At 69.6% G+C, this 21,502-nt stretch carries 13 protein-coding genes and 1 riboswitch; of the genes, 11 read left to right on the forward strand and 2 right to left on the reverse strand.

Annotation, left to right across the window (positions count from 1 at the left end; all coding sequences use genetic code 11):
- Window positions 1–22 precede the first annotated feature (22 nt).
- On the reverse strand, window positions 23–847 hold the full coding sequence (gene metF / locus ACFWZ3_RS12405) for a methylenetetrahydrofolate reductase [NAD(P)H] (protein WP_439708029.1): 825 nt from the start codon (window positions 845–847) through the stop codon (window positions 23–25).
- Between the two features lie 204 nt (window positions 848–1,051).
- Here metF and ACFWZ3_RS12410 point away from each other — a divergent pair, with 204 nt between their 5' ends.
- From ACFWZ3_RS12410 to ACFWZ3_RS12425, 4 genes are all read left to right on the forward strand, one after another.
- Window positions 1,052–1,981, forward strand: a complete 930-nt coding sequence (locus ACFWZ3_RS12410; protein WP_439708030.1) for an alpha/beta fold hydrolase — start codon at window positions 1,052–1,054, stop codon at window positions 1,979–1,981.
- 65 nt (window positions 1,982–2,046) lie between these two features.
- A complete protein-coding gene (locus ACFWZ3_RS12415; protein ID WP_439708031.1) occupies window positions 2,047–3,042 on the forward strand; it encodes a sensor histidine kinase in 996 nt (331 codons plus the stop codon).
- Window positions 3,039–3,752, forward strand: coding sequence for a LytR/AlgR family response regulator transcription factor (locus ACFWZ3_RS12420; RefSeq protein WP_439708032.1), 714 nt, complete (start codon window positions 3,039–3,041; stop codon window positions 3,750–3,752). The genes ACFWZ3_RS12415 and ACFWZ3_RS12420 overlap by 4 nt, the downstream gene beginning before the upstream one ends.
- A gap of 60 nt (window positions 3,753–3,812) precedes the next feature.
- A complete protein-coding gene (locus ACFWZ3_RS12425; RefSeq protein ID WP_439708033.1) occupies window positions 3,813–4,781 on the forward strand; it encodes a glutathione S-transferase family protein in 969 nt (322 codons plus the stop codon).
- A gap of 234 nt (window positions 4,782–5,015) precedes the next feature.
- Here the strand turns inward: ACFWZ3_RS12425 and ahcY are convergent, their stop codons facing one another.
- A complete protein-coding gene (ahcY, locus tag ACFWZ3_RS12430) occupies window positions 5,016–6,455 on the reverse strand; it encodes an adenosylhomocysteinase (RefSeq protein WP_439708034.1) in 1,440 nt (479 codons plus the stop codon).
- Window positions 6,456–6,505: 50 nt separating this feature from the next.
- Window positions 6,506–6,580, reverse strand: a riboswitch (S-adenosyl-L-homocysteine riboswitch).
- 153 nt (window positions 6,581–6,733) lie between these two features.
- On the opposite strand from ahcY, the gene ACFWZ3_RS12435 reads away from it, so the two are divergent.
- The 7 genes from ACFWZ3_RS12435 (at window position 6,734) to ACFWZ3_RS12465 (ending at window position 21,500) form a co-directional block, all read left to right on the forward strand.
- Window positions 6,734–9,619 carry a phosphoenolpyruvate carboxylase gene (locus ACFWZ3_RS12435; protein ID WP_439708035.1) on the forward strand — a complete coding sequence of 962 codons (2,886 nt, stop codon included), beginning with the start codon at window positions 6,734–6,736 and terminating at the stop codon, window positions 9,617–9,619.
- 340 nt (window positions 9,620–9,959) lie between these two features.
- On the forward strand, window positions 9,960–11,855 hold the full coding sequence (locus ACFWZ3_RS12440; RefSeq protein WP_439708036.1) for a M20/M25/M40 family metallo-hydrolase: 1,896 nt from the start codon (window positions 9,960–9,962) through the stop codon (window positions 11,853–11,855).
- A 163-nt stretch (window positions 11,856–12,018) separates the two neighbouring features.
- Complete coding sequence (locus ACFWZ3_RS12445; RefSeq protein ID WP_439708037.1) at window positions 12,019–13,272, forward strand: efflux RND transporter periplasmic adaptor subunit; 1,254 nt, start codon at window positions 12,019–12,021, stop codon at window positions 13,270–13,272.
- Between the two features lie 108 nt (window positions 13,273–13,380).
- The gene (locus ACFWZ3_RS12450; protein WP_439708038.1) at window positions 13,381–14,145 is read left to right on the forward strand and encodes an ABC transporter ATP-binding protein; all 765 of its coding nucleotides are present in this window, start codon (window positions 13,381–13,383) and stop codon (window positions 14,143–14,145) included.
- Window positions 14,142–16,571: an ABC transporter permease gene (locus ACFWZ3_RS12455; protein WP_439708039.1), complete on the forward strand. Its 2,430-nt coding sequence runs from the start codon at window positions 14,142–14,144 to the stop codon at window positions 16,569–16,571. The genes ACFWZ3_RS12450 and ACFWZ3_RS12455 overlap by 4 nt, the downstream gene beginning before the upstream one ends.
- Before the next feature lie 46 nt (window positions 16,572–16,617).
- A complete protein-coding gene (locus tag ACFWZ3_RS12460) occupies window positions 16,618–19,074 on the forward strand; it encodes an ADOP family duplicated permease (RefSeq protein ID WP_439708040.1) in 2,457 nt (818 codons plus the stop codon).
- Window positions 19,075–19,079: 5 nt separating this feature from the next.
- Window positions 19,080–21,500 carry an ADOP family duplicated permease gene (locus ACFWZ3_RS12465; protein ID WP_439708112.1) on the forward strand — a complete coding sequence of 807 codons (2,421 nt, stop codon included), beginning with the start codon at window positions 19,080–19,082 and terminating at the stop codon, window positions 21,498–21,500.
- The last annotated feature ends 2 nt before the right edge of the window (window positions 21,501–21,502 follow it).

The raw sequence follows: 21,502 nt of genomic DNA on the forward strand, positions 1-21,502 counted from the left end.
ATAGCGGCCCGGCCGGAAAGCTTCAGTGCAGTTGCACGAGCACCGCTTGCGTGGCCCTGGCGCGGTTCAGCGTGTAGAAGTGCAGCCCCGGCGCGCCACCGTCGAGCAGGCGCCGGCACAACTGCGCGACCACCTCGGCACCCAGTGCGCGGATCGACTCGGCGTCGTCGCCGTGGGCCTGCATGCGCTTGACGATCCAGCGCGGGATTTCCGCGCCGCAGGCGTCGGAGAAGCGCTTGAGCTGGCTGAAGTTGGTGATCGGCATGATGCCCGGCACGATCGGTACGGCCACGCCCAGGCGCCGCACGTCGTCCACGAAGCGGAAATACGCATCCGGGTTGAAGAAGTACTGCGTGATCGCCCCGTTGGCGCCCGCATCGATCTTGGCCTTGAAATGGGCCAGGTCGCGCAGCGCATCCTCGGCTTGCGGATGGGTTTCCGGGTACGCCGCCACTTCGATTAGGAAGTGATCGCCGGAGTGTTCGCGGATGAACGCGACCAGCTCGGCCGCGTACCGGAAGTCGCCCGGCGAGGCCATGCCGGAGGGCAGGTCGCCGCGCAGCGCCACGATGCGCCGGTATCCGGCGGCGCGGTAGCCGTCCAGCAACGCGGCGATCTCTGCCTTGGTGCCGCCCATGCACGACAGATGCGGCGCCACCGGCAGACCGTGCTGCCGATGCAGCCGCGCGACCGTGTCGCCGGTGTAGCTCAGCGTCGAGCCGCCGGCCCCGAACGTCACCGAGGCGTAGTCGGGCGCATGCGCCTTCAGTAGCTGTGCGGCGCGGTCCAGTTGCGCGCGCTGCTCGTCGGTCTTGGGCGGGAAGAATTCGAAGCTGATCGCGGGCATGGGCGATAAGGTCCTTGCAGGGCAGGCGGGCATTCTATCCGTTCATCGCGATAAAAGGATAGAAGTCCAAACGGCTGATCGCCCGCTCGCCGGTCGGGCCTCGCAGCCGTTCATCGCCGTGGCCGACCGCTCGTCATGTTTTTCGCCAGCGACGGTTCGCGGGCGGGCAGGCTTTTTCCATCCCAACCCGACAGGAGACCTGCCATGCACAGCCTTAACCTGATCCGCCGCGGCATCCGCCTGGCCGCCCTCGCCCTGGCCGTCGGCGCCGCCGGCCTGGCCGCCCGCGACGCATACGCTGCCGACGCCCCCGACCACGGCATCACCGTCACGGTGGTGGGCGAAGGCCGGCCGGTGCTGATGATCCCGGGCCTCAACAGCGGCGCAAACACCTGGAAAGAAACCTGCGCCGCGCTCCAGGCGGACCACGTGCAATGCCTGATCGCCCAGCTGCCGGGCTTCGCCGGACAGCCGGCGATCGCCAGCGGACACTACCTGGACGACATGAGCGAGGGCCTGCTCGATTACCTCGACCAGCACCATCTCGCGCATCCGGTGGTGGTCGGCCACAGTCTGGGCGGCGTGGTCGCGCTGAAGATGGCGATCGCGCGGCCTGAGGCGATCGACAAGCTGGTGATCGTCGACGCGTTGCCGTTCCTGCCCGCCGCGCAGAACCCTGCTGCCACCGCGGAGTCGATGAAACCGATGATTGCCGGACTGCGGGCGCAAATGCTCAAGGCGGACGATGCGGCCTACCGCGCCCAGGCCGAAGCGGCGGCACGCGGCATGGTGCACGCCCCGGCGCGCGTGGCGCAGATCGTCGGCTGGGGCATGGCCAGCGACCGCGCCACCACGGCCGAAGCCATGGGCGAGATGATGACCACCGACCTGCGCCCGTCGCTGGGCGCGATCAAGGCGCCCACGCTGGTGCTCGCTTCGTGGGCGGCCTACGCGCCCTACGGCGCCACCAGGGAGTCGACCGCCCAGCTGTTCCGCAGCCAGTACACGAAGCTCGATGGCGTGCGCGTGGAGATGAGCCAGGCCGGCTACCATTTCCTGATGTGGGACGACCCGCAGTGGCTGCAGTCGCAGCTGCGCGGCTTCATCAACGGCAAGGCCACGGCCGCGCGCTGAGCGCGGCCCTTGAGCGGGGGACGACGGTGCGCGACGGGCGGCGGTGGTTCGGATGGATCAACCTGGTGCCCTGGGCGATCTACCTGGGGATCAGCCTGGTCTTCGGCGCGGGCTACGGCATGTCCGGTTCCGGTGTGCTGCTCCTGTTCGTGACGATCGCGCTGGCGCTGTACCTGGTCTCCTACGGCCTGCGCGCGCTCGCCCTGCGGCGCGGCTGGCTGCAACGCGATGGCTGGGCGTTGAGCGGCCGCCTGCTCGCAGGCGTGCTGATCGGTGCGCTGGTGGTGCAGGCGATGGTGGCGCTGGTCATGGTGCCCGCGGTGGCGCTGCACTGGGTCACGATGCCGGGCGGGCGGTTGGACTACCGCCCCGCCGCGGTGCTGGTCTACTGGTTCAACGCCGCCATCGTGCTGGGCCTGTGGACCGCCGGCTGGGCCAGCGCCCGCGTGCTGGAACGCGCCCGCCACAGCGAGATCGCACGCCTGCGCGCCGAGGCCGAGCGCAGCGCGCTGGAGCGCGACGCCCTGCGCGCCCGGCTCAACCCGCACTTCGTCTTCAACGCGCTCAACAACCTGCGCGCGCTGATCAACGAGGACACCGAACGCGCACGCGAGATGGTCACCCGGCTGTCGAACACCCTGCGCCACGCGCTGGAACAGAACGATCGCGAGCACGTACGCCTGGCCGAGGAACTGGCGGTGGTCGACGACTACCTGGCGATCGAGGCGGTGCACTACGAGCAACGCCTGCGCGTGAACCGCCAGATCGCGCCCGCCGCGCTGGATGCGCGGCTGCCGCCGATGGCACTGCAGTTGCTGGTGGAGAACGCGATCCGCCACGGCATCGCGGTGACGCCCGGCGGCGGCGAGCTGGACCTGCGCGCGGATTGCATGGATGGCGTGCTTCGGCTGGAAGTGGCCAATCCTGGCCGGCTCGGCACCGGCAACGGCGGCCATGGCGTCGGTCTGGCCTACCTGCGCACGCACCTCGGGCGGGATGGCCTCTTTGAACTGACCGAGCATGAAGGCTGCGTCCTCGCCCGCCTGGAGATCGCCCAATGAACCTGCGCATCCTGATCGTCGACGACGCCCGCCTCGCGCGGCAGGAGCTGCGCACGATGCTGGCGGGCATCCCAGGCGCGGAATGCGTGGGCGAGGCCGACGACGTGCCGTCTGCGCGCGAGGCGATCGCCGGGCTCAGGCCGGACCTGTTGCTCTTGGACATCCAGCTGCCTTCGGGCAGCGGCTTCGACGTCATCGAGGGCGTGCAACCGCTGCCCGCCGTAGTGTTCACCACGGCCTACGACCAGTACGCGGTGCGTGCTTTCGAGGCCAACGCGCTGGATTACCTGGTCAAACCGGTCGCACCCGAACGCCTGCGCGCGGCGCTGGAGCGCGCGGGCGCGGCGACCCCGGCACCACCCGCGCGTGAGCTGCTCGGCGCCGAAGACAAGGTGTTCCTGCGCGAAGGCGAACGCTGCTGGTTCGTCACACTGGGCGAGATCCAGCGCATCGTGGTCGACGGCAATTACGCCCGCGTGTGGTTCCGCGACCAGTGCGTGCTGCTGGCACGCAGCCTCAACGCGCTGGAGGCACGGCTGGACCCGGCGCTGTTCTTCCGCGCCAACCGCAACACGCTGGTCAACCTGCGCATGGTGCGCGCGGTCGAGCCGTCGGTGGGCGACGGTTACGTGCTGACGCTCAAGGACGGCAGCGAAGTGGAGCTGTCGCGCCGGCAGGCGCGCGAGTTCCGCGAGCAGATGGCCTTCTAGCGCGCCCTTGTGCGGCCTCGCGCCGGCCCCATCACGGGAGCTCGCACAAGGAGCGTTGCCATGATCGAGCTGTACAAGCTGCACTGGTCGCATTACGTGGAGAAGGTCCGCTGGGCGCTGGATTTCAAGCGCCTGGACTGGCGCGGCATCGACATCGTCGCGTTCCGCAAGGACGAGATGAAGCGCTTCGATTGCGCGCAGACCGTGCCGTTGATCCACGACACGGCCACGGGCGTGGCGATCAGCGATTCCTCGCCGATCATCCGCTACCTGGACGAAACCTATCCGCAATTCCCACTGCTGCCGGCCGACCCGGCCGAGCGCGCGCTGGCCTGGCGCTGGATGGTCACGCTGGACTCCACGCTCGGGCTCAACGCGCGGCGGCTGGGCTACACGCAGGTCATCATGGAATGCCCCGGCATCCTGTCGCGGCTGTTCATGCCCGGCGTGTGCGGGGGGCTGTTCACCTGGCCGGTGTTGCGGACACTGGTAGCACCGGTGCTGGGCACGATGCTGGCGTTGCGGTTTCGTTTCCATCGGAATCGCCAGGATCGCGTCTACGAGCAGCTCGAGGAACAGTTGCTGCCGATTGCCGGACATCTGGACCGCGAGGGATTCCTGGTAGGACACACCTTCACTGCCGCCGACCTGACACTGGCCTGCCTGCTGCGACCGCTGCGGATCGTGCCGCACTTTGCCGATCACCCGCGGCTGCAATCGCTGTTCGCCTGGCAGGAGCGGTTGTTCCGCGAGCATGGCCGCGATGCGGCGTTTCCCTATGAGACCTTGATGGCCGCTCACCGGCAGAAGCGTGGCAGCGTGCGCGGGCGGGTAAGCTGGCTGTCGCCGGATCGCGCGGTGCCGATGGGAGATGCGCAGCCGTTGTCGCTGGAGACGGCCGGCAACGACATCCACGAGGTCAGCCGCTGGCAGCTGCTGCCGGCGCTGCCGGCGTATTTCAGGTTGCGGTGGTCCGGGCGGATCAAGCGGATGCCGTATGTGCCTGCGGCGTGGCTTGGGGCGCAGTGATCCTGCGCGGTCGAAGCGCTGCCCGTTGGAACGCCGCCGCAAGAGTGGCCCCTCACCCCAGCCCTCTCCCCGCCAGGGGAGAGGGAGCAGAAGCAGATTCCCCGTGGCGTATTGATCCTGCCTCGAGCTGGCTCCCTCTCCCCTCCGGGGAGAGGGTTGGGGTGAGGGGCCGGGGCTCGCGGGAAACAAAAAAGGGCCGCATCGCTGCGGCCCTTTCTTCGTGGAGTAGGGCGCTCAGTAGCGGTAATGATCCGCCTTGAACGGCCCTTCCACCGGCACGCCAAGGTAGGCAGCCTGTTCGGTAGTCAGCGTCGTCAGCTTCACGCCGATCTTCTCCAGGTGCAGCCGCGCCACTTCCTCGTCCAGCTTCTTGGGCAGGATGTAGACCTTCGGCTCGTAGCTGTCCTTGTGCGCCCACAGGTCGATCTGTGCCAGCGTCTGGTTGGCGAACGAGTTGGACATCACGAAGCTCGGATGACCGGTCGCGCAGCCGAGGTTCACCAGCCGGCCTTCAGCCAGCAGGAACATCGAGCGGCCGTCCTTGAAGGTGTACTTGTCCACCTGCGGCTTGATGTTCAGGCGCTCGGCGCCCGAAGCATTCAGCGCATCGACCTGGATCTCGTTGTCGAAGTGGCCGATGTTGCAGACGATCGCCTGGTCCTTCATCGCCTGCATGTGCTCCAGGCGGATGACGTCCTTGTTGCCGGTGGTGGTGACGTAGATGTCACCGCGGCCCAGGGTCGACTCGACGGTGTTGACCTCGAAACCTTCCATCGCCGCCTGCAGGGCGTTGATCGGGTCGATCTCGGTGACCACCACGCGCGCACCGTAGGCCCGCAGCGAGTGCGCGCAGCCCTTGCCGACGTCGCCGTAGCCGCACACCACCGCGACCTTGCCGGCCAGCATCACGTCCATCGCGCGCTTGAGACCGTCGGCCAGCGACTCGCGGCAGCCGTACAGGTTGTCGAACTTGCTCTTGGTGACCGAGTCGTTGACGTTGATCGCCGGGATCAGCAGCTTGCCTTCCTGCGCCAGCTGATAGAGGCGGTGCACGCCGGTGGTGGTCTCCTCGGAGACGCCCTTGAAGTCCTTGACCACGGTGTGCCAGTAGCCGGGGCGCTCCTTGTGCACGCGCTTGAGCAGGTTCTTGATCACCTGCTCCTCGTGGCTGCCCGAGGCGGTGTTGACCCAGTCGCTGCCGTTCTCGAGCTCGTAGCCCTTGTGGATCAGCAGCGTGACGTCACCGCCGTCGTCCACCACCAGCTGGGGACCGAGGAAGCCGCCCTTGCCGTCGGGGAAGCTCAATGCGTCGAGCGTGCAGTCCCAGTACTCCTCCAGCGTCTCGCCCTTCCAGGCGAACACCGGCGTACCGGTGGCGGCGATCGCGGCGGCCGCGTGGTCCTGGGTGGAGAAGATGTTGCACGAGGCCCAGCGCACGTCGGCGCCGATGTCCTTGAGCGTCTCGATCAGCACCGCCGTCTGGATCGTCATGTGCAGGGAGCCGGTCACGCGCACGCCCTTGAGCGGGGCCTGCGGGGCGTACTTGCGGCGGATCGACATCAGGCCGGGCATCTCGTGCTCGGCGATGTCCAGCTCCTTGCGGCCGAACTCGGCCAGGGAGATGTCGCGGATCTTGTAGTCGTGGCCCGGCGGGGCTTGGATGGCGGCGTTCATGCTTGTCTCCGGTTCTTTGGGGAACCTTGGCCTGTGCGGGCGAAGGTCCGCATGGGTGAGCGCCGTTGTTGCACATGTCCGCCGAGCCTGGCCGTCGTGCGACGGTCGCAGCGCCCCTCGGTGGGCACGAAAGGCGGCCATTATACCGTCCGCGCGATCTCTCTGTAGGAGCGCACCTGTGCGCGACCGGGATGCATGGCGGTCGCGCACAGGTGCGCTCCTACAAGGGCTTGGCGGGCGATTCGCTAGTCTTGGGAAACCCTCCCGGAGAGCCGCCCATGGAAGCCAGCCGCGACACCGACTACCTGCCCCACGATGGCCCCCTGCGCGAGGACGTCGGCCGGCTCGGCCAGTTGGTCGGCCTGATGCTTGCCGAGCAGGGTGGCGAGCGCTTCTTCGAACGGGTGGAAGCGGTACGCCAGGCGGCCATCCACCGCCGTCGCGAGGGCGACCCGGTCCCCACGCTGGCCGATGCGCTCGCGGACCTGGATACCGATCAGGCCGAAGCGTTGGCGCGCGCCTTCGCCACCTATTTCCAGGCGGTCAACATCGCCGAGCGCGTACACCGCATCCGTCGCCGCCGCGACTACCAGCGCGAGGGTGGCCCGCCGCAACCGGAATCGCTGCTGGACGTGCTGGGCCGGCTCAAGCGCGAGGGCGTCGGCGCGGACGAACTCCTGGGCTGGCTGGCGAGGCTGTGGATCGAGCCGGTGTTCACCGCCCATCCCACCGAGGCCATGCGCCGCTCGTTGCTGGAGAAGGAGCAGGCGATCGTGCGCGCGCTGGTCGACGGCTTCGACACCGGTCGCACCCCGCAGGAGCGTGCCGAGGACCAGGACCGCATCTACATGGCGCTGTCCACCGGCTGGCAGACCGCCGAGGCCTCGCCGGTGCGTCCCACCGTGCAGGACGAGCACGACCACGTCGGCTTCTACCTGTCCAACCCGATCTACCGCATCGTGCCGGCCTTGTACGAGTCGCTCGCCGGCGCGCTGCAGGCGGTTTACGGCGTGGCCACGCCGCTGCCGCGACTGCTCGGTTTCGCCAGCTGGGTCGGCGGCGACATGGACGGCAACCCGAACGTCGGTGCCGACACGATTGCCGCTGCGCTGGCGACCCAGCGAGCGCACGTGCTGGAGCGCTACATCGCCGACGTCGCCAGCCTGGCGCGACTGCTCAGCCAGACCGCCGGTCGGGTGGCCGTCGACCCCGCGCTGACCGCGCGCCTGGCCGACTACCGCGAACGCTTCCCGCAGGCCGCGGCGCGCATTCGCCCGCGTCATGCGGACATGCCCTACCGCTGCCTGCTCACGCTGATCGGCGCGCGGCTGGAAGCGACCGGCGACAACGGCGCGGAAGGCTACGCCTCGGCAGCCGAGCTGCTGGACGACCTGCAATTGATCGATCACAGCCTGCTCGGACACTGCGGCCTGCACGCCGGTGCCTATGCCGTGCGCCGGCTGGTCTGGCGCGTGCGCACCTTCGGCTTCCACCTCGCGCGGCTGGACGTACGGCAGGACTCGCGCGTGCACGACGACGCACTGGCGGCGTTGCTCGACGATGCCGATTGGGCGAGCCGTGCGGCGGCCGACCGGGCGGCCGCGCTGTCGGCGTATGCCGCCGGGAACGACCGCTTCGCGATCAGCCATGCCGAACCGGTGACCGCGCTCTACGACGTATTCGCCACGCTGGGCGACGCCCGCCGCCGCTACGGCAGCGAGGCGGTCGGGCTGTACATCATCAGCATGGCGCGCTCGGCGGCGGACGTGCTGGCGGTGCTGGCGCTGGCGCGCTACGGCGGGCTTGTGCAGCCGGCTCCCCGCAGGGAACGGAATTCGGGCGGGGGGCCACTCTGGCCGGATGCCAGCAACGAAGCGCGGGGCTCTGCGCCCTCTCCCCTCCGGGGAGAGGGCCGGGGTGAGGGGGCAACCTCGCGGGGAACCGACAACGAAGCGCCCGCCTCTGCTCCCTCTCCCCGGAGGGGAGAGGAAGCTGGCAACGCGATACCCCTGGACATCGCTCCACTGTTCGAGACCGTCGACGACCTCAAACAAGCCCCCGCCACCCTGCGCGCCCTGCTCGAAGATCCCGTCTACCGCGCCCACCTGCGCGCCCGCGGCGATCGCCAGTGGGTCATGCTCGGCTATTCGGACAGCGGCAAGGACGGCGGCACGCTCGCCTCGCGCTGGGCGCTGCAACGTGCGCAGGTGGAACTGCTCGACGTGGCGAACGAAGCCGGCATCCACCTGGCCTTCTTCCACGGCCGCGGCGGCTCGGCCAGCCGCGGCGGCTCGCGCATCGCCCCGGCGCTGATGTCCTCGCCGCGCGGCTCGGTGGCTGGCGTGCTGCGGGTGACCGAGCAGGGCGAGGTGATCCACCGCAAGTACGGCATCCGTGCGCTGGCCCTGCGCAACCTGGAACAGACCGTCAGCGCCGTGCTGCGCGCCTCGCTGCGCCCGCGCGCGCAGGAGCCGCGCGAGGCGCGCTGGCGCGAGCAGATGGAGGCGCTCGCCGCGCACAGCCGCCGGCACTACCGCGCACTGGTCGAGCGCGAGGGCTTCGTCGACTACTTCCGCACCGCCACGCCGATCGACGTGGTCGAGCGCATGACCCTGGGCTCGCGCCCGGCCAGCCGCCGCAGCATGCGCGGCGTCGAGGACCTGCGCGCGATCCCGTGGGTGTTCGCCTGGACCCAGTGCCGCTCGATCATCACCGGCTGGTATGGCCTCGGCTCCGCACTGGAGCAGGGTGCCGCCACCTTCGGCGAACAGGCGCTCGCCGACATGGCGCGCGACTGGCCCTTCCTCGCCAACGCGCTGGACGACGTGGCGATGGTGCTGGCCAAGTGCGACCTGGACATCGCCGAGGCCTTCTCGCGCCTGGCCGGCGACCTGCACGCGCCGTTCTTCGCGGCGATCCGCGAGGAGTTCGCGCGCACCCGTACCTGGCTGCTCAAGCTCAAGGGCGGCGACACGCTGCTCGCCGACAATCCGCGGCTGGCGGTCTCGATCCGGCTGCGCAATCCCTACGTCGACCCCATGAGCCTGCTCACCGTCGACCTGCTCGAGCGCTGGCGCGCCGGCGGACGCGAGGACGACGCCCTGTTGCGCGCGCTGGTCGCCTGCGTCAACGGCGTCTCGCAAGGCCTGCAAAACACCGGCTGACCACCCCGTCCCCACCCCGTCCCCACGCCGGCAGAGCGCGCGGCCGGTCCGTGACCGGGCCGCGCATCCGTCGCGCCCGCTTCGCGGGGCTTGCGGCGTGACGGCTTGATCAAACCTTAGCGTCGACCGCACGCCCGGCGTAGCCGCGTGCGCCGGGTGCTTGTCAAACAAAAGCGGGCCAATCAAGTTGACGGGCCGCCGCGGGGGATGCGGCGGTCCAAGCGTGCATCGCAAAAGGGGAGCCATGCATATCCGATGAAATGACTTTGAACAGGAAGCCAGAACCATGAAGTCAGGGCATGCCGTTGTATTGGGGGGATGGTTGTTGTGGGCCGCGGGCGTGAGCGCGAACACGTCCCCGGCACCGAAGAAAGTGTGGATTACGGTCGACGCGAAAACCTACGCGCTGGTGCAACAGCTCGCACCGGACGTACACGCGCTCGAAAGCCGCTACGTGATCGCCGGCACGCAGAAGAGCGGTCGCAACCTGGTCGACAAGGTGAGCATCGTGCCGGTGGACCCGCGCCTGCTCGGGCCGCTCTCGCGTAGCGTGCACGCGGTGCTGCATCACTGCGCCGGGTACATGGCCTACGACTCGCTCGATGCGGCGCGCCAGTCGTTGCAGCCGCGCCAGACGCTGGCCACGGTCACCCGGCCGGACTACGCCATCACCCACCAGGCGCTGCTGCAGCCGATGCTGAGCCAGCAGACCGCCGGCAACATCGGCCAGACGATCCAGGACCTGTCGGCCTTCCAGAACCGCTACTACAACGGTGACTATGGCGCGCAGGCGGCTGACTGGGTGGTCGGCAAGTGGCAGGGCATCACCGCCGGGCGCAGCGATGTCACGATCGAGCAGGTTCGCCGCGGCACCGATCGCATGCCCTCGGTGGTGCTCACCATCCGCGGTGCCGACGAGCCCGACCAGGTCCTGGTGATGGGCGGCCACCTGGACACGGTCAACTGGAACGACGCCAACGGTCAGCCGCACGAGACCTCGCGCGCGCCCGGCGCCGACGATGATGGCTCCGGGGTGGCCAGCCTCACCGAGGCGCTGCGCGTGATGATGGCCAGCAATTACAAGCCCCGGCGCACGATCAAGCTGATGGCCTACTCGGGCGAGGAGTTCGGCCTGTACGGCTCCAAGTACATCGCCAGCGACTACGGCAACCGCAACGTGGACGTGATCGGCGTGCTGCAACTGGACATGACCGATTACAAGGGCTCGGCCGGCGACATCTATCTGGAAGACGACTACACCGACGCCCAGCAGAACCAGTTCGTCGAGAACCTCGCCGCCACCTACCTGCCGACCCTCGACGTGCAACACGACCGTTGCGGCTATGCCTGTTCCGACCACGCCTCCTGGTACAACCAGGGCTACGCCACCTCGATGCCGTTCGAAGCGAAGCTCGGCGACGACAACCCCTACATCCACTCCAGCCAGGACACCTACGCCAACGTCGGCAACCAGTCCGCGCATGCGTTGAAGTTCTCGCGCCTGGCGCTGGCATTCGCGGTGGAACTGGGCGATGTCGCCGGCAGCGACACCCCGCCGGGCGACGACGGATTGCAGAACGGCGTGCCGCTGACCGGCCTGTCCGGTGCCTCGGGCAGCAAGGCCAGCTACAAGGTCACCGTGCCCGACGGCGCCAGCAACCTGGTCATCGCCACCTCCGGCGGAAGCGGCGATGTGGACCTGTACACCCGCTACGGCAGCGCGCCGACCACCGCCAGCTACGACTGCCGCCCGTATCGCAACGGCAACACCGAAAGCTGCAGCGTGGCCACCCCGCAGGCGGGCACCTACTACATCCTGCTCAACGGCTATGCGGCGTACTCGGGCGTCAGCCTCAAGGCGAGCTGGAGTGCCGGTGGCGACCCCGCGCCCGGTGGCGTGTTCAGCAACACCACCGACCTGCCCATTCCCGACAGCGGCAGCGTCACCAGCGACCTGACCGTCGGCGGTCGCAGCGGCAACGCGCCGGGGACGCTCAAGGTCGCCGTGAAGGTGGTGCACAGCTACCGCGGCGACCTGCGCCTGACCCTGATCGGCCCCAATGGCGGCAGCATGGTGCTCAAGCAGCCCAGCGGAAACGACGGCACGCCGAACATCGACACCACCTACACCGTCGATGGCTCGGCACAGCCGGCCAACGGCAACTGGAAACTCAAGGTGGATGACGTCTATTCCGGCGACACCGGCTACCTCGACCAGTGGAGCCTGGCGTTCTAGAGCCATCAACCGGCGGGAGCCTGCGGGCTCCCGCCGTCACCTGGCGGTGTCCGTTCCCGGACCCGGTCGCCGGAAATGGACGCCGCGTCGGCGGCTGCCGGCCCGGAAAAGCCCCGAATCCCCCGGAAATCGCGCTTGGCACGCCCGTTGCTCCAAGCCGGGCATGGACATCGCCAATACCCAACTCCTGCTTCGTCGTCGCCGCCGCCGCTACTGGCTGGCCGGCGCAGGCGTGGTACTGGTCAGCGTCGCGGCGTTCGCGCTGGCCCGGCTGGGGCCGGCCCTGCCACCGGCCGAGCGTGCCAGCCTGTGGATCGACACCGTGCAGCAGGGCGACATGCTGCAGGAAGTGCGTGCCACCGGCACGCTGGTGCCGCGCTCCAGCCGCTGGCTGGCGGCAGCCACCGCGGCGCAGGTGCAACAGATCCTGGTCTGGCCCGGCGCGACGGTGAGGCCGGACACCGTGCTGATGCGCCTGGCCAACCCCGAAGTCGAGGACGCGCTGCGCAACGCGCAGGCCCAAGTCGCTGCGGCCGAGGCCGAGGTCGCGGCCAAGCGTGCCGAACTGCATTCCCAGTTGCTCGACGAGCGCGCCGCGCTGGCCCAGGCGCAGTCCGACTACGCGCAGGCGCAGGTCAAGGCGCAGGCCGACGCCAAGGCGGTGCAGAAGGACCTGATCCCGCGCGTGCAGTACCAGCAGGGCCTGATCGCGCTGAAGCAGCTCAAGGCGCGCATGCAGATCGAACAGGAACGCGTGGACAGCTTCGCCGGCAGCATGAAGGCGCAGTTGGACGCGGCGCAGGCGCGCGCGCAGCAGCAGCGCAGCAACCTGATGCTGCGCCAGCGCCAGGCCGATGCGCTCGACGTCACCGCCGGCATCGCCGGCGTGCTGCAGGAAGTGGCCGTGCAGGAAGGCGCTCGCGTGGCCGAGGGCACCAGCCTCGCACGCGTGGCGCGGCCGGACGTGCTGATCGCGCGGTTGCAGGTCCCCGAAGTGCAGGCCAAGGACGTGGCGATGGGCATGGCCGTCGGCGTGGACACGCACAACGGCATCGTGGCCGGCCGCGTGGAGCGGATCGACCCGGCGGTGCGCAACGGCAGCGTGCAGGTCGACGTGACGCTCACCGGCCCGATGCCGCCCGGCGCCCGGCCGGATCTTTCAGTCGATGGCCGCATCCGCATCGCCAGGCTGGATCGGGTGCTGTCGGTCGGTCGTCCCGCGCTGGCCAAGGCCGACAGCGATCTGAGCCTGTTCCGCTTCGATCCCGCCGGCGACACGGCCACCCGGGTGCCGGTGCGCGTGGGCGCCGCCTCGGTCGACCGCGTGCAGGTACTGCGCGGCCTGAAGGCGGGCGACCGCGTCATTCTTTCCGACACCAGCCAGTGGGATGGTTATGACCGCATCCGAATCGAATGAACATGAGCCGGCAGGGTGGGGGCCAGCCCGCCACGCACGCCACCACCTGCGCCAGGAAGGAGGGCTCAAGCCCACCCTGCGCGGCCACAGTCCTTCCAGGAGAACCCGATGAACCCGACCGCCGACGTCATCACCCTCGAAAGCATCCGCAAGATATTCCAGACCGACGAGGTGGAAACCCACGCACTGTCCGACGTGCACCTGACCATCGCGCGCGGCGAATACGTCTCGATCTCCGGCCCCTCCGGCTGCGGCAAGACCACGCTGCTCTCCATCCTCGGCCTGCTCGACACCGCCACCGATGGTCGCTACGTGCTCAACGGCCATGACGTCGCCGCGCTCAACGCGGCCGAGCGTGCGCGCATCCGCAACGCGGAGATCGGCTTCATCTTCCAGGCGTTCAACCTGATCGGCGACCTGTCGGTGTACGAGAACGTCGAGCTGCCGCTCACCTACCGCGGCGGCATCGGCGCCAACGAGCGCCGCGCGCGGGTGCAGGAGGCGCTCGAGCGCGTGGGCATGTCCCACCGCATGCGCCACTATCCGGCGCAGCTTTCCGGCGGCCAGCAGCAGCGTGTGGCGGTGGCGCGCGCACTGGTCGGCAAGCCGGCGATCCTGCTCGCCGACGAGCCGACCGGCAACCTCGACTCGCGCAACGGCGAGGCGGTGATGGCGCTGCTGGACGAACTGCACAAGGGCGGCGCGACCATCTGCATGGTCACCCACGACGCCCGTTACGCGGAACTCGCCCAGCGCAAGATCCGCCTGTTCGATGGGCGCGTGGTCGATGAGGAAACCTTCGACCGCCTGCGTCGCGAGGACGAGCAGCGGCTGGATGCATTGATCGGCCAGCGCATCGAGATCGACGCATGAGCATCGGGTTCGCCGAAGTCTGGCGAACCTGGCGCGCAAGCCTGCGCCGGCCCGGCTTCCTGCTGCTGGCCAGTGGCGTGCTGGCGCTGGGCGTGGGTTCCAGCGTCGCGGTGTTCAGCCTGATCGACCGCGTCCTGCTGCGGCCGCTGCCCTACCACCAGCCTTCGCACCTGGTCGCCGTGGGCCCGCTGGAGGAGACCGGGGTCAGCGGGATTTCGCCGCAGCAGTACCAACAGCTGCAGGGGATCGAGGGCGTGCGCGACATGGCGCTCTACATGCCCGGCGCGCCCTCGGTGAACATCTCCGGCCACGGCGAGGCGGTGCTCGCCTCGTCGCTGCAGATGGATCGCCACCTGCTGCCCACGCTGGGTGTGCGTCCGTTGCTCGGGCGCAACTTCACTGCGCAAGAAGACGCACCGCACGGCCCGGCCGTCGCCATCGTTTCCTACGGACTGTGGCAGCGGCGCTTCGGCGGCAAGGCGGCAGTCGTCGGGACCAGCCTGCACATCGAAGGCCAGCCGCACACGATCGTCGGCGTGCTCCCGGCGGATTTCGACGTCGAAGGCGATGTGGTGCTGCCGCTGGCGATGCCGGCCAACAGCCGCTCCGACGGCACCAACTACGAGGCGGTCGCGCGGCTGCAATCCCCCGCGCAGCAACAGCGTGTGGCCGCCCAGGTCGACGCGCGCCTGCGTGCGTTCTACGCCCAGTCCACCGGCGCGTACGGCGACTGGTGGCGGCGCCGGCATTTCGGCGTGCAGGACCTGCATGCTTTCCGCCACGTCGGCGATGGTTTCCAGCTCGCGCTGTTCATGGGCTGCGCGCTGGTCGTGTTGCTGATCGCGCTGGTCAACCTGACCAACCTGATGCTGCTGCGCGCACTGTCGCGCCAGCACGACGGCGCGGTGCGCGGTGCGCTGGGCGCATCGTCGTGGCGGCTGGCGCTGCCGGTACTGGCCGAGGGGCTGCTGGTCGGCGTGCTCGGGGCCGTGGCCGGGCTGGGCCTGGCGGCCGCCGCGCTGGCGCTGCTGCGCGGCTTCATGCCGGCCGGCTGGCAGCCGGACAGCCTCTACCCGGGCACGGTCGCGTGGCTGGTCGCCGCGGCGGTCGGCGTGCTGGGCGCCTTGCTGAGCGCAGTGGGCAGCCTGCGGCGGCACGCCATCACGATGGACGACCTGCGCGAAGACGCTCGTAGCGGATTGGGGCGGCGCGGCGGTCGACTGGGGCGCTCGCTGGTGATGGCGCAGGTGGCGCTGGCCACCGCGCTGCTCTGCGCCTGCGGATTGTTTGCGCACACCTTGATCGATGCCGCTCGCGTGCCATTGGGTTACCGCACGCAGGGCATCGTCACTTTCGAACTGGCGCCGATCAAGGCGCTCTACCCGGACGCGGCGGCCGTGTCGCAGTTGTCCCAGCGGCTGGTCGGGCGGTTGCGCCAGGCGCCGGGCGTCGAACTCGCGAGCGCCACGACCAACCTGCCCGGCGGCCCCTGGCGCGACCAGTTCAACCTCGGTGGCCTGCACCCGCCGGGAGGCGAAGCGGACAACGCGCAGTTCCATGCGGTGGACGAAAACTACTTCAACCTGTTCACCATCCGCCTGCGCGAGGGCCGCGCGTTCGCCGCGACCGACGTGCGCGGCGCCGAACCGGTGGCGATGGTCAATCGCTCCCTCGCCGATCGCTGGTACGGGGGGCATGCGCTGGGCAAGCTGATCCAGCGCGGCGAAGGGCCGGGCATGGTCTCGGCGCGCATCGTCGGCGTGGTGGACGACACCTGGCAGCTCGGCCCGCTCAACCCGCGCTCGCGCCAACCGATCCTCTACCGTCCGCTGGCCCAGGTCAGCGAGGATGCATTGCGCGCGTTCCGCAGCTTCGAGCCGATGCGCTTCGCGCTCGCCGTCCGCGGCGATCCCGGCAGCTACCGCCAGGCCATGCAGCAGGCGGTGGCCGACGTGGCACCCGGCCAGCCGATGGACAACGTGCGGCTGATGACCCAAGTGGTGCACTCGACCACTCGCGATACGCGCATGCAGCTGTGGCTGACCGGCCTGTTTGCGGCCCTGGCGCTCCTGCTGGCAGCGGCCGGCCTGTATGCGGTGATGGCGGTGGCCGTCGCTGCGCGTGCGCATGAATTCGGCGTGCGCCAGGCGCTGGGCGCGGCGCCCACGCGGCTGGCGTGGCTGGTGCTGCGCGGTGGCGTGGCGCAGGTGGCCATCGGACTGGGCCTGGGCGTGGCGCTGGCGCTGGTCCTCGGGGAGGCGCTGCGCATGCTGCTGCTCGCGCCGGGCCTGGACCGGGGCATGCTCGACCTGCCGGTGCTTGCCATCGTGGGCGTGGTGCTGCTGGGTATCGGCGCGCTCGCGAGCCTGCTGCCGGCCGTGCGCGCCGGCCGCGTGCCGCCGATGCGGGCCTTGCGGGGGGAATGAGAATGACGACGCTCAATGGAGCCGGCCGGTCGGCCGGACAGCACGCATGAACGTATGGCTCGCGGAGATCGCACGCGCCTGGCGCGCCAGCCTGCGCCGGCCGGGCTTTTTGCTGCTGGCTTCGGGTGTGCTGGCGCTGGGCATCAGCGCCAGCGTGGCGGTGTTTGCGCTGATCCAGCACACCTTGCTGCGGCCCTTGCCGGTACCGCAGCCGGAGCGGCTGGTGGTGGTTGGCAAATTGTGGAAGGGGCAGGTCGGCGGGCTCTCGCCGCACGAGTTCCAGCAGTTGGACGCGCTCAAGGGCACGACCTCGCTGGCGCTCGAACAGATCGGCATGGTGGCGAACATCGCCGGTGGCGGGCAGCCCGAGCAGGTCTCGCTGGTGCGCGCCGATCGGAAGCTGCTGCCCACGCTGGGCCTGCACCCGGTATTGGGCCGCAACTTCACCGTGCAGGAAGACCAGCCGGGCGGACCGAAGGCGGTGCTGCTCAGCCACGGCCTGTGGCTGCGGCGCTATGGCGGCGATGCCGCGGTCATCGGACGGCGCATGCAGGTCGAGGGCACGCCCGCCACGATCGTGGGTGTGCTGCCGGCAAGCTTCGATGCGGCCAACAGCTTCGACCTGTTCGCCGGGGGCGGCGGCATCGTGGTGCCGATGGCCTTGCCGGCGGTAAGCCGCGACTACAACCAGAACGCCCACATCGCGATCGCACGGCTGGCCGACGGTGTACGCGTGGCGGAAGTGGCCGCGCAGGTCGATGCGCGCGAGCGCGCCATGTACCGCGACATGGCGATGGGCGGCGACTGGACGCAACCCTGGTTCGGTGCCGGCAGCCTGACCGAGCTGCAGCACCGCACGGCCCGGCCCGTGTTGCTGGTGTTCGTCGCCAGTGCGGCACTGGTGCTGCTGATCGCGCTGGTGAACCTGACCAACCTGATGCTGCTGCGCGCGCTGTCACGCAACCACGATGGCGCCGTGCGCAGCGCGTTGGGCGCACCGGTGTTGAGGCTGATGCTGCCGGCGCTGGGCGAGGGGTTGCTGGTGGGCGCGTGCGGTGCGTTGGTGGGCATGGCGCTGGGCGCAGCGGGGTTGGCGGTGCTGCAATCACTTATTCCCGCGCAGTGGCTGCATGGCGATCCGGTGCGTCCGGACCTGGCGGCGTGGGGGTTTGCGTTCGCGATGGGCCTGTTCGGGGCCTTGCTTGCCGCGCTGCTCGCGCTCTGGCGCAGCCGCAGCCGGGTCACGGTGGACGAATTGCGCGAAGGCGGTCGCTCGGGCATCGGCGTGCGCAGCGGCCGGCTCGGGCGCGTGCTGGTGATGGCGCAGGTGGCGTTGGCCGCCATCCTGCTTTGCGCGGCCGGTGTCTTCATGCATGCGTTGCACGATGCCTCGCAGACACCACTCGGTTTTGCGAGTGACAACATCCTCACTTTCGAACTGTCGCCGGTGAAGGGCCGTCACCCGGACGCCGGCTCGATGCACGACCTGTCGCAGCGACTGGTCGAGCGGCTTGCCCAGATCCCTGGCGTGACCGGAACCGCGGTGACCACCAACCTGCCGGCCAGCGATGACGGTTTCGGGCAGTTCCAGAACGAGGCGCTCACCCCGGACGGCAAGGAAATGCACGTGCAGCTCCATGGCGTCGGGCCGTGCTTTTTCGACCTGTTCTCGATCGCGCTTCCCGTGGGACGCGACTTCACTCGCAACGACTCGCGCGGTGCCGAGTTCGTCGCGATCGTCAGCAAGGATCTGGCGCATACCTATTACGGCGGCCATGCGATCGGGAAGACCATCCGCGTGGAAGGCAACGGCAGCGACACCTGGTCCGCGCGCATCGTCGGCGTGGCCGACGAGACCCGTCAGCTCGGCCCGCTGCAACCAGAGCAGCCGGTGATCTACCTGCCGTTGGACCAGATGCCCGAACCGATACTGCAGATATTCCACAGCCTGGAACCACTGCGCTTTGCATTGCGTGGCCACGGCAACCTCGCGGACTGGGGCGCCGGCATACGCGAGGCGGTCGCCGAGGTGGCTCCCGACCAGCCGATCGCCAACGTGCGCAGCATGGACAGCATTGTGCGCCAGACCACGCAAAGCGCCCGCCTGGGCCTGTTGCTGATCGGTTTGTTCGCGGCGCTGGCATTGCTGCTCGCCGCGGCGGGCATGTATGCCGTGATGGCGGTGGCGGTTGCCGCGCGCGAGCGCGAGTTCGGCGTGCGGCTGGCGATGGGGGCGCAACCGGTGCGGCTGCTGCGGTTGGTACTGCGCGGAGGGCTGGCGCAGATCGCACTGGGACTGGTCATCGGCATGGCCGTTGCGCTGGGCCTGGCCCATGCGCTTTCCATGATGCTGGTGGGCATGCTCGGGCGCGGCAGCGCCGTCGACCCATGGGCCATGCTGGGGGTGTGCGGCGTGCTTGCCGCCGCCGGTCTGCTGGCCTGTCTGCTGCCGGCCTGGCGTGCCAGCCGCGTGCCGCCGATGCGTGCGTTGAGGGGGGAGTGAGCGTGATGATTTTCAGTGAAGCACGTGGGGCGCTCCGGCGGTTGCTGCGCCGGCCGGGTTACAGCCTGCTCTCGATCGGGATACTCGGCGTAGGACTGGGGCTGACGCTGTTCCTGTTCAGCCTGGTCAACACGCTGATCATCGAGCCGCTGCCGTTGCCGCACGCGGAGCGGCTGATGGCGTTGGGCGAGCCCACCCACAGCGGCAACGGCATCGACCCGCTGGACAGCGACCAGTACCTGGCCGTGCACGGGAGCCTGCACAGCGTCGATGCGATGGGGGCCTATTTCGGCATCGGCATGAACGTGGACGAGGGCGGCGCCGCGACGTACTACGCCGGCACCCTGGTGACCGCATCGATGATGCCGCTGCTGGGCATCGAGCCGTTGCTCGGGCGCGCACTTGCGCCAGCGGATGATGCTCCGGGCGCGCCGAGGGTGGCCCTGCTTGGCGAGGCGTTGTGGCGGCAAAGTTTCGCCGCCGACCCGCACGTCATCGGCCGCGCTGTGCGGATCAGCGGCCAGTGGACGACGGTGGTCGGCGTGGTGCCCGCGACGGCCAGCCGCCTGCCCGTCACCAACAGCCAGGTCTGGTTGCCGCTGCGGTTGCGGCCGGGCGAGCATCGCGATCTCTGGACGGTGGCCCGCCTGGCGCCGTCGAGCCAGTTGTCCCAGGCGCGGGCGGAGCTCGATGCGTGGGGTGCGCGCCTGCAGGCGGCCTTGCCGACGACCGAGCGCACGCGAGGCGTGGTCATCAAGCCCTGGAAATACGGTTTCGTGCCCGAGGACATGCGCCATTGGGTGTGGCTGATGTTCGGCGCCGCCGTGCTGGTGTTGCTGCTGGCCTGCGTCAACGTGGCCAACCTGCAACTGGTGCAGACGCTGCAGCGACGTCACGAGCTGGCCCTGCGCAGCGCCCTGGGCGGCAGCCGCACGCGGTTGATGGGCGGTGCACTGGCCGAGAGCCTGCTGTTGAGCCTGGCGGCGCTGGTGGTAGCGCTGCCGATCGTGCACTGGGCCAACCGCTGGTTGGTCCAGGTGTATTACGCCAACGCGCCTGGCGCCGGCCCGATACACCAGTTCGGTATCGATGCCCGGGTGCTGGTTGCCGCCCTGGCGGCCGCCGTGCTCAGCACCGCGCTGGCCGGCGTCATCCCCGCCTGGCGAGCCTCGCGTGCCGACCTGCAGGATGCCCTGCGCGATGGCGGCAAAGGCTCGGGGGCCGGATTCAACCGGGTCGCCAAGGGCCTGGTGATGACGGAGATCGCGCTCACCGTGGTGTTGCTGGTCGGCGCCGGCACCTTCGTGCGCGCGCTGGACGTCCTGCTGGCGCAGCCGGGCGTGGGTGCGGCACATGCCGAACAGGTTCTGGTCGCCAGCGTGGCGCTCCCGCCTCAGGCGTATGCGGACGACGCCAGCCGCATCCGCTTCTTCGACCAGGTGGTCGAGCGCCTGCGCCAGTTGCCCGGCGTGGTGGACGCGAGCGCCTCGGACACCGTGCCCAGCGCCTTCCTCGGCAGTCACGAGGACGTATCCCTGCCGGGCCAACCGCAACCGTCGGACGGCTGGCCGCAGGTGCAGATGGGCATCGTCGATCCGCACTTCCTGGATACCTACGGCGTGCGCCTGCGGGAGGGCCGCTTCTTCGATGCGCGCGACACCGCCCAAAGCCAGCGCGTCGTGGTCGTCGACGCCAAGATGGCCGCTGCGATGTGGCCGCGCCAGGACCCGCTCGGCCGCAAGCTGGTGTTGTGGCCGGGATACCCACAGCCGCTCGCGCTGACCGTGGTCGGCGTGATCGAGTCCCTGCAGCTCGATGGCATGCTCGAGAAACCGCTGCCCGGCATGCTGCTGCCGCTGGACCAGTCGCTGCGGCAGGGGCCGCTGCACAGCGTTGGCCTGGCCGTGCGCACGCATGCCGATGCGGCCGCTCTGGCCCGGGCCATGACCGATGCCGTGCACGCGGTCGAGCCGCAGGCGGCGTTGTATCGGGTGCGCAGCCAGGCCAGCGCCATGGCCGAGAGCCGCGTGAACCTCACCGTGCTCACCGGCGTGTTCGGCGCGCTCGGCCTGGTGGCCCTGCTGCTGGCTGGTGCAGGCTTGTATGGCGTGCTGTCGTTCTCGGTGGCGCAGCGCACACGGGAAATCGGCATCCGGCGGGCGATCGGCGCGGGCCATGGCGCCGTGATGCGCACGGTGGCGCGGCAGCTGGCCTGGCAACTTGGGCTGGGCCTGGGCATGGGCCTGTTGCTGGCCATGCCATGGTCGGCCGTGCTGGCCGACCCGGGGCTGCACACGCGCGCCCACGATCCTGCCGTGTTCGTGCCGGTGCTGCTGATGGTGCTGGGAGTTTCGCTGGTGGCCGCGCTGGTGCCGTTGCGGCGCGCGCTGCGTGTCGATCCGGTGGTCGCGCTGAGGTACGAATGATG

Source organism: Frateuria sp. GZRR35, assembly GCF_051900415.1.
GTDB lineage: Bacteria > Pseudomonadota > Gammaproteobacteria > Xanthomonadales > Rhodanobacteraceae > Frateuria_A.

What these genes read in the sequence shown, in the direction of transcription:
- metF (WP_439708029.1), bottom strand. Translation starts at nt 847, where the DNA reads ATGCCCGCGATCAGCTTCGAATTCTTCCCGCCCAAGACCGACGAGCAG.
- ACFWZ3_RS12410 (WP_439708030.1), top strand. Translation starts at nt 1,052, where the DNA reads ATGCACAGCCTTAACCTGATCCGCCGCGGCATCCGCCTGGCCGCCCTC.
- ACFWZ3_RS12420 (WP_439708032.1), top strand. Translation starts at nt 3,039, where the DNA reads ATGAACCTGCGCATCCTGATCGTCGACGACGCCCGCCTCGCGCGGCAG.
- ACFWZ3_RS12425 (WP_439708033.1), top strand. Translation starts at nt 3,813, where the DNA reads ATGATCGAGCTGTACAAGCTGCACTGGTCGCATTACGTGGAGAAGGTC.
- ahcY (WP_439708034.1), bottom strand. Translation starts at nt 6,455, where the DNA reads ATGAACGCCGCCATCCAAGCCCCGCCGGGCCACGACTACAAGATCCGC.
- ACFWZ3_RS12435 (WP_439708035.1), top strand. Translation starts at nt 6,734, where the DNA reads ATGGAAGCCAGCCGCGACACCGACTACCTGCCCCACGATGGCCCCCTG.
- ACFWZ3_RS12445 (WP_439708037.1), top strand. Translation starts at nt 12,019, where the DNA reads ATGGACATCGCCAATACCCAACTCCTGCTTCGTCGTCGCCGCCGCCGC.
- ACFWZ3_RS12450 (WP_439708038.1), top strand. Translation starts at nt 13,381, where the DNA reads ATGAACCCGACCGCCGACGTCATCACCCTCGAAAGCATCCGCAAGATA.
- ACFWZ3_RS12455 (WP_439708039.1), top strand. Translation starts at nt 14,142, where the DNA reads ATGAGCATCGGGTTCGCCGAAGTCTGGCGAACCTGGCGCGCAAGCCTG.
- ACFWZ3_RS12460 (WP_439708040.1), top strand. Translation starts at nt 16,618, where the DNA reads ATGAACGTATGGCTCGCGGAGATCGCACGCGCCTGGCGCGCCAGCCTG.
- ACFWZ3_RS12465 (WP_439708112.1), top strand. Translation starts at nt 19,080, where the DNA reads ATGATTTTCAGTGAAGCACGTGGGGCGCTCCGGCGGTTGCTGCGCCGG.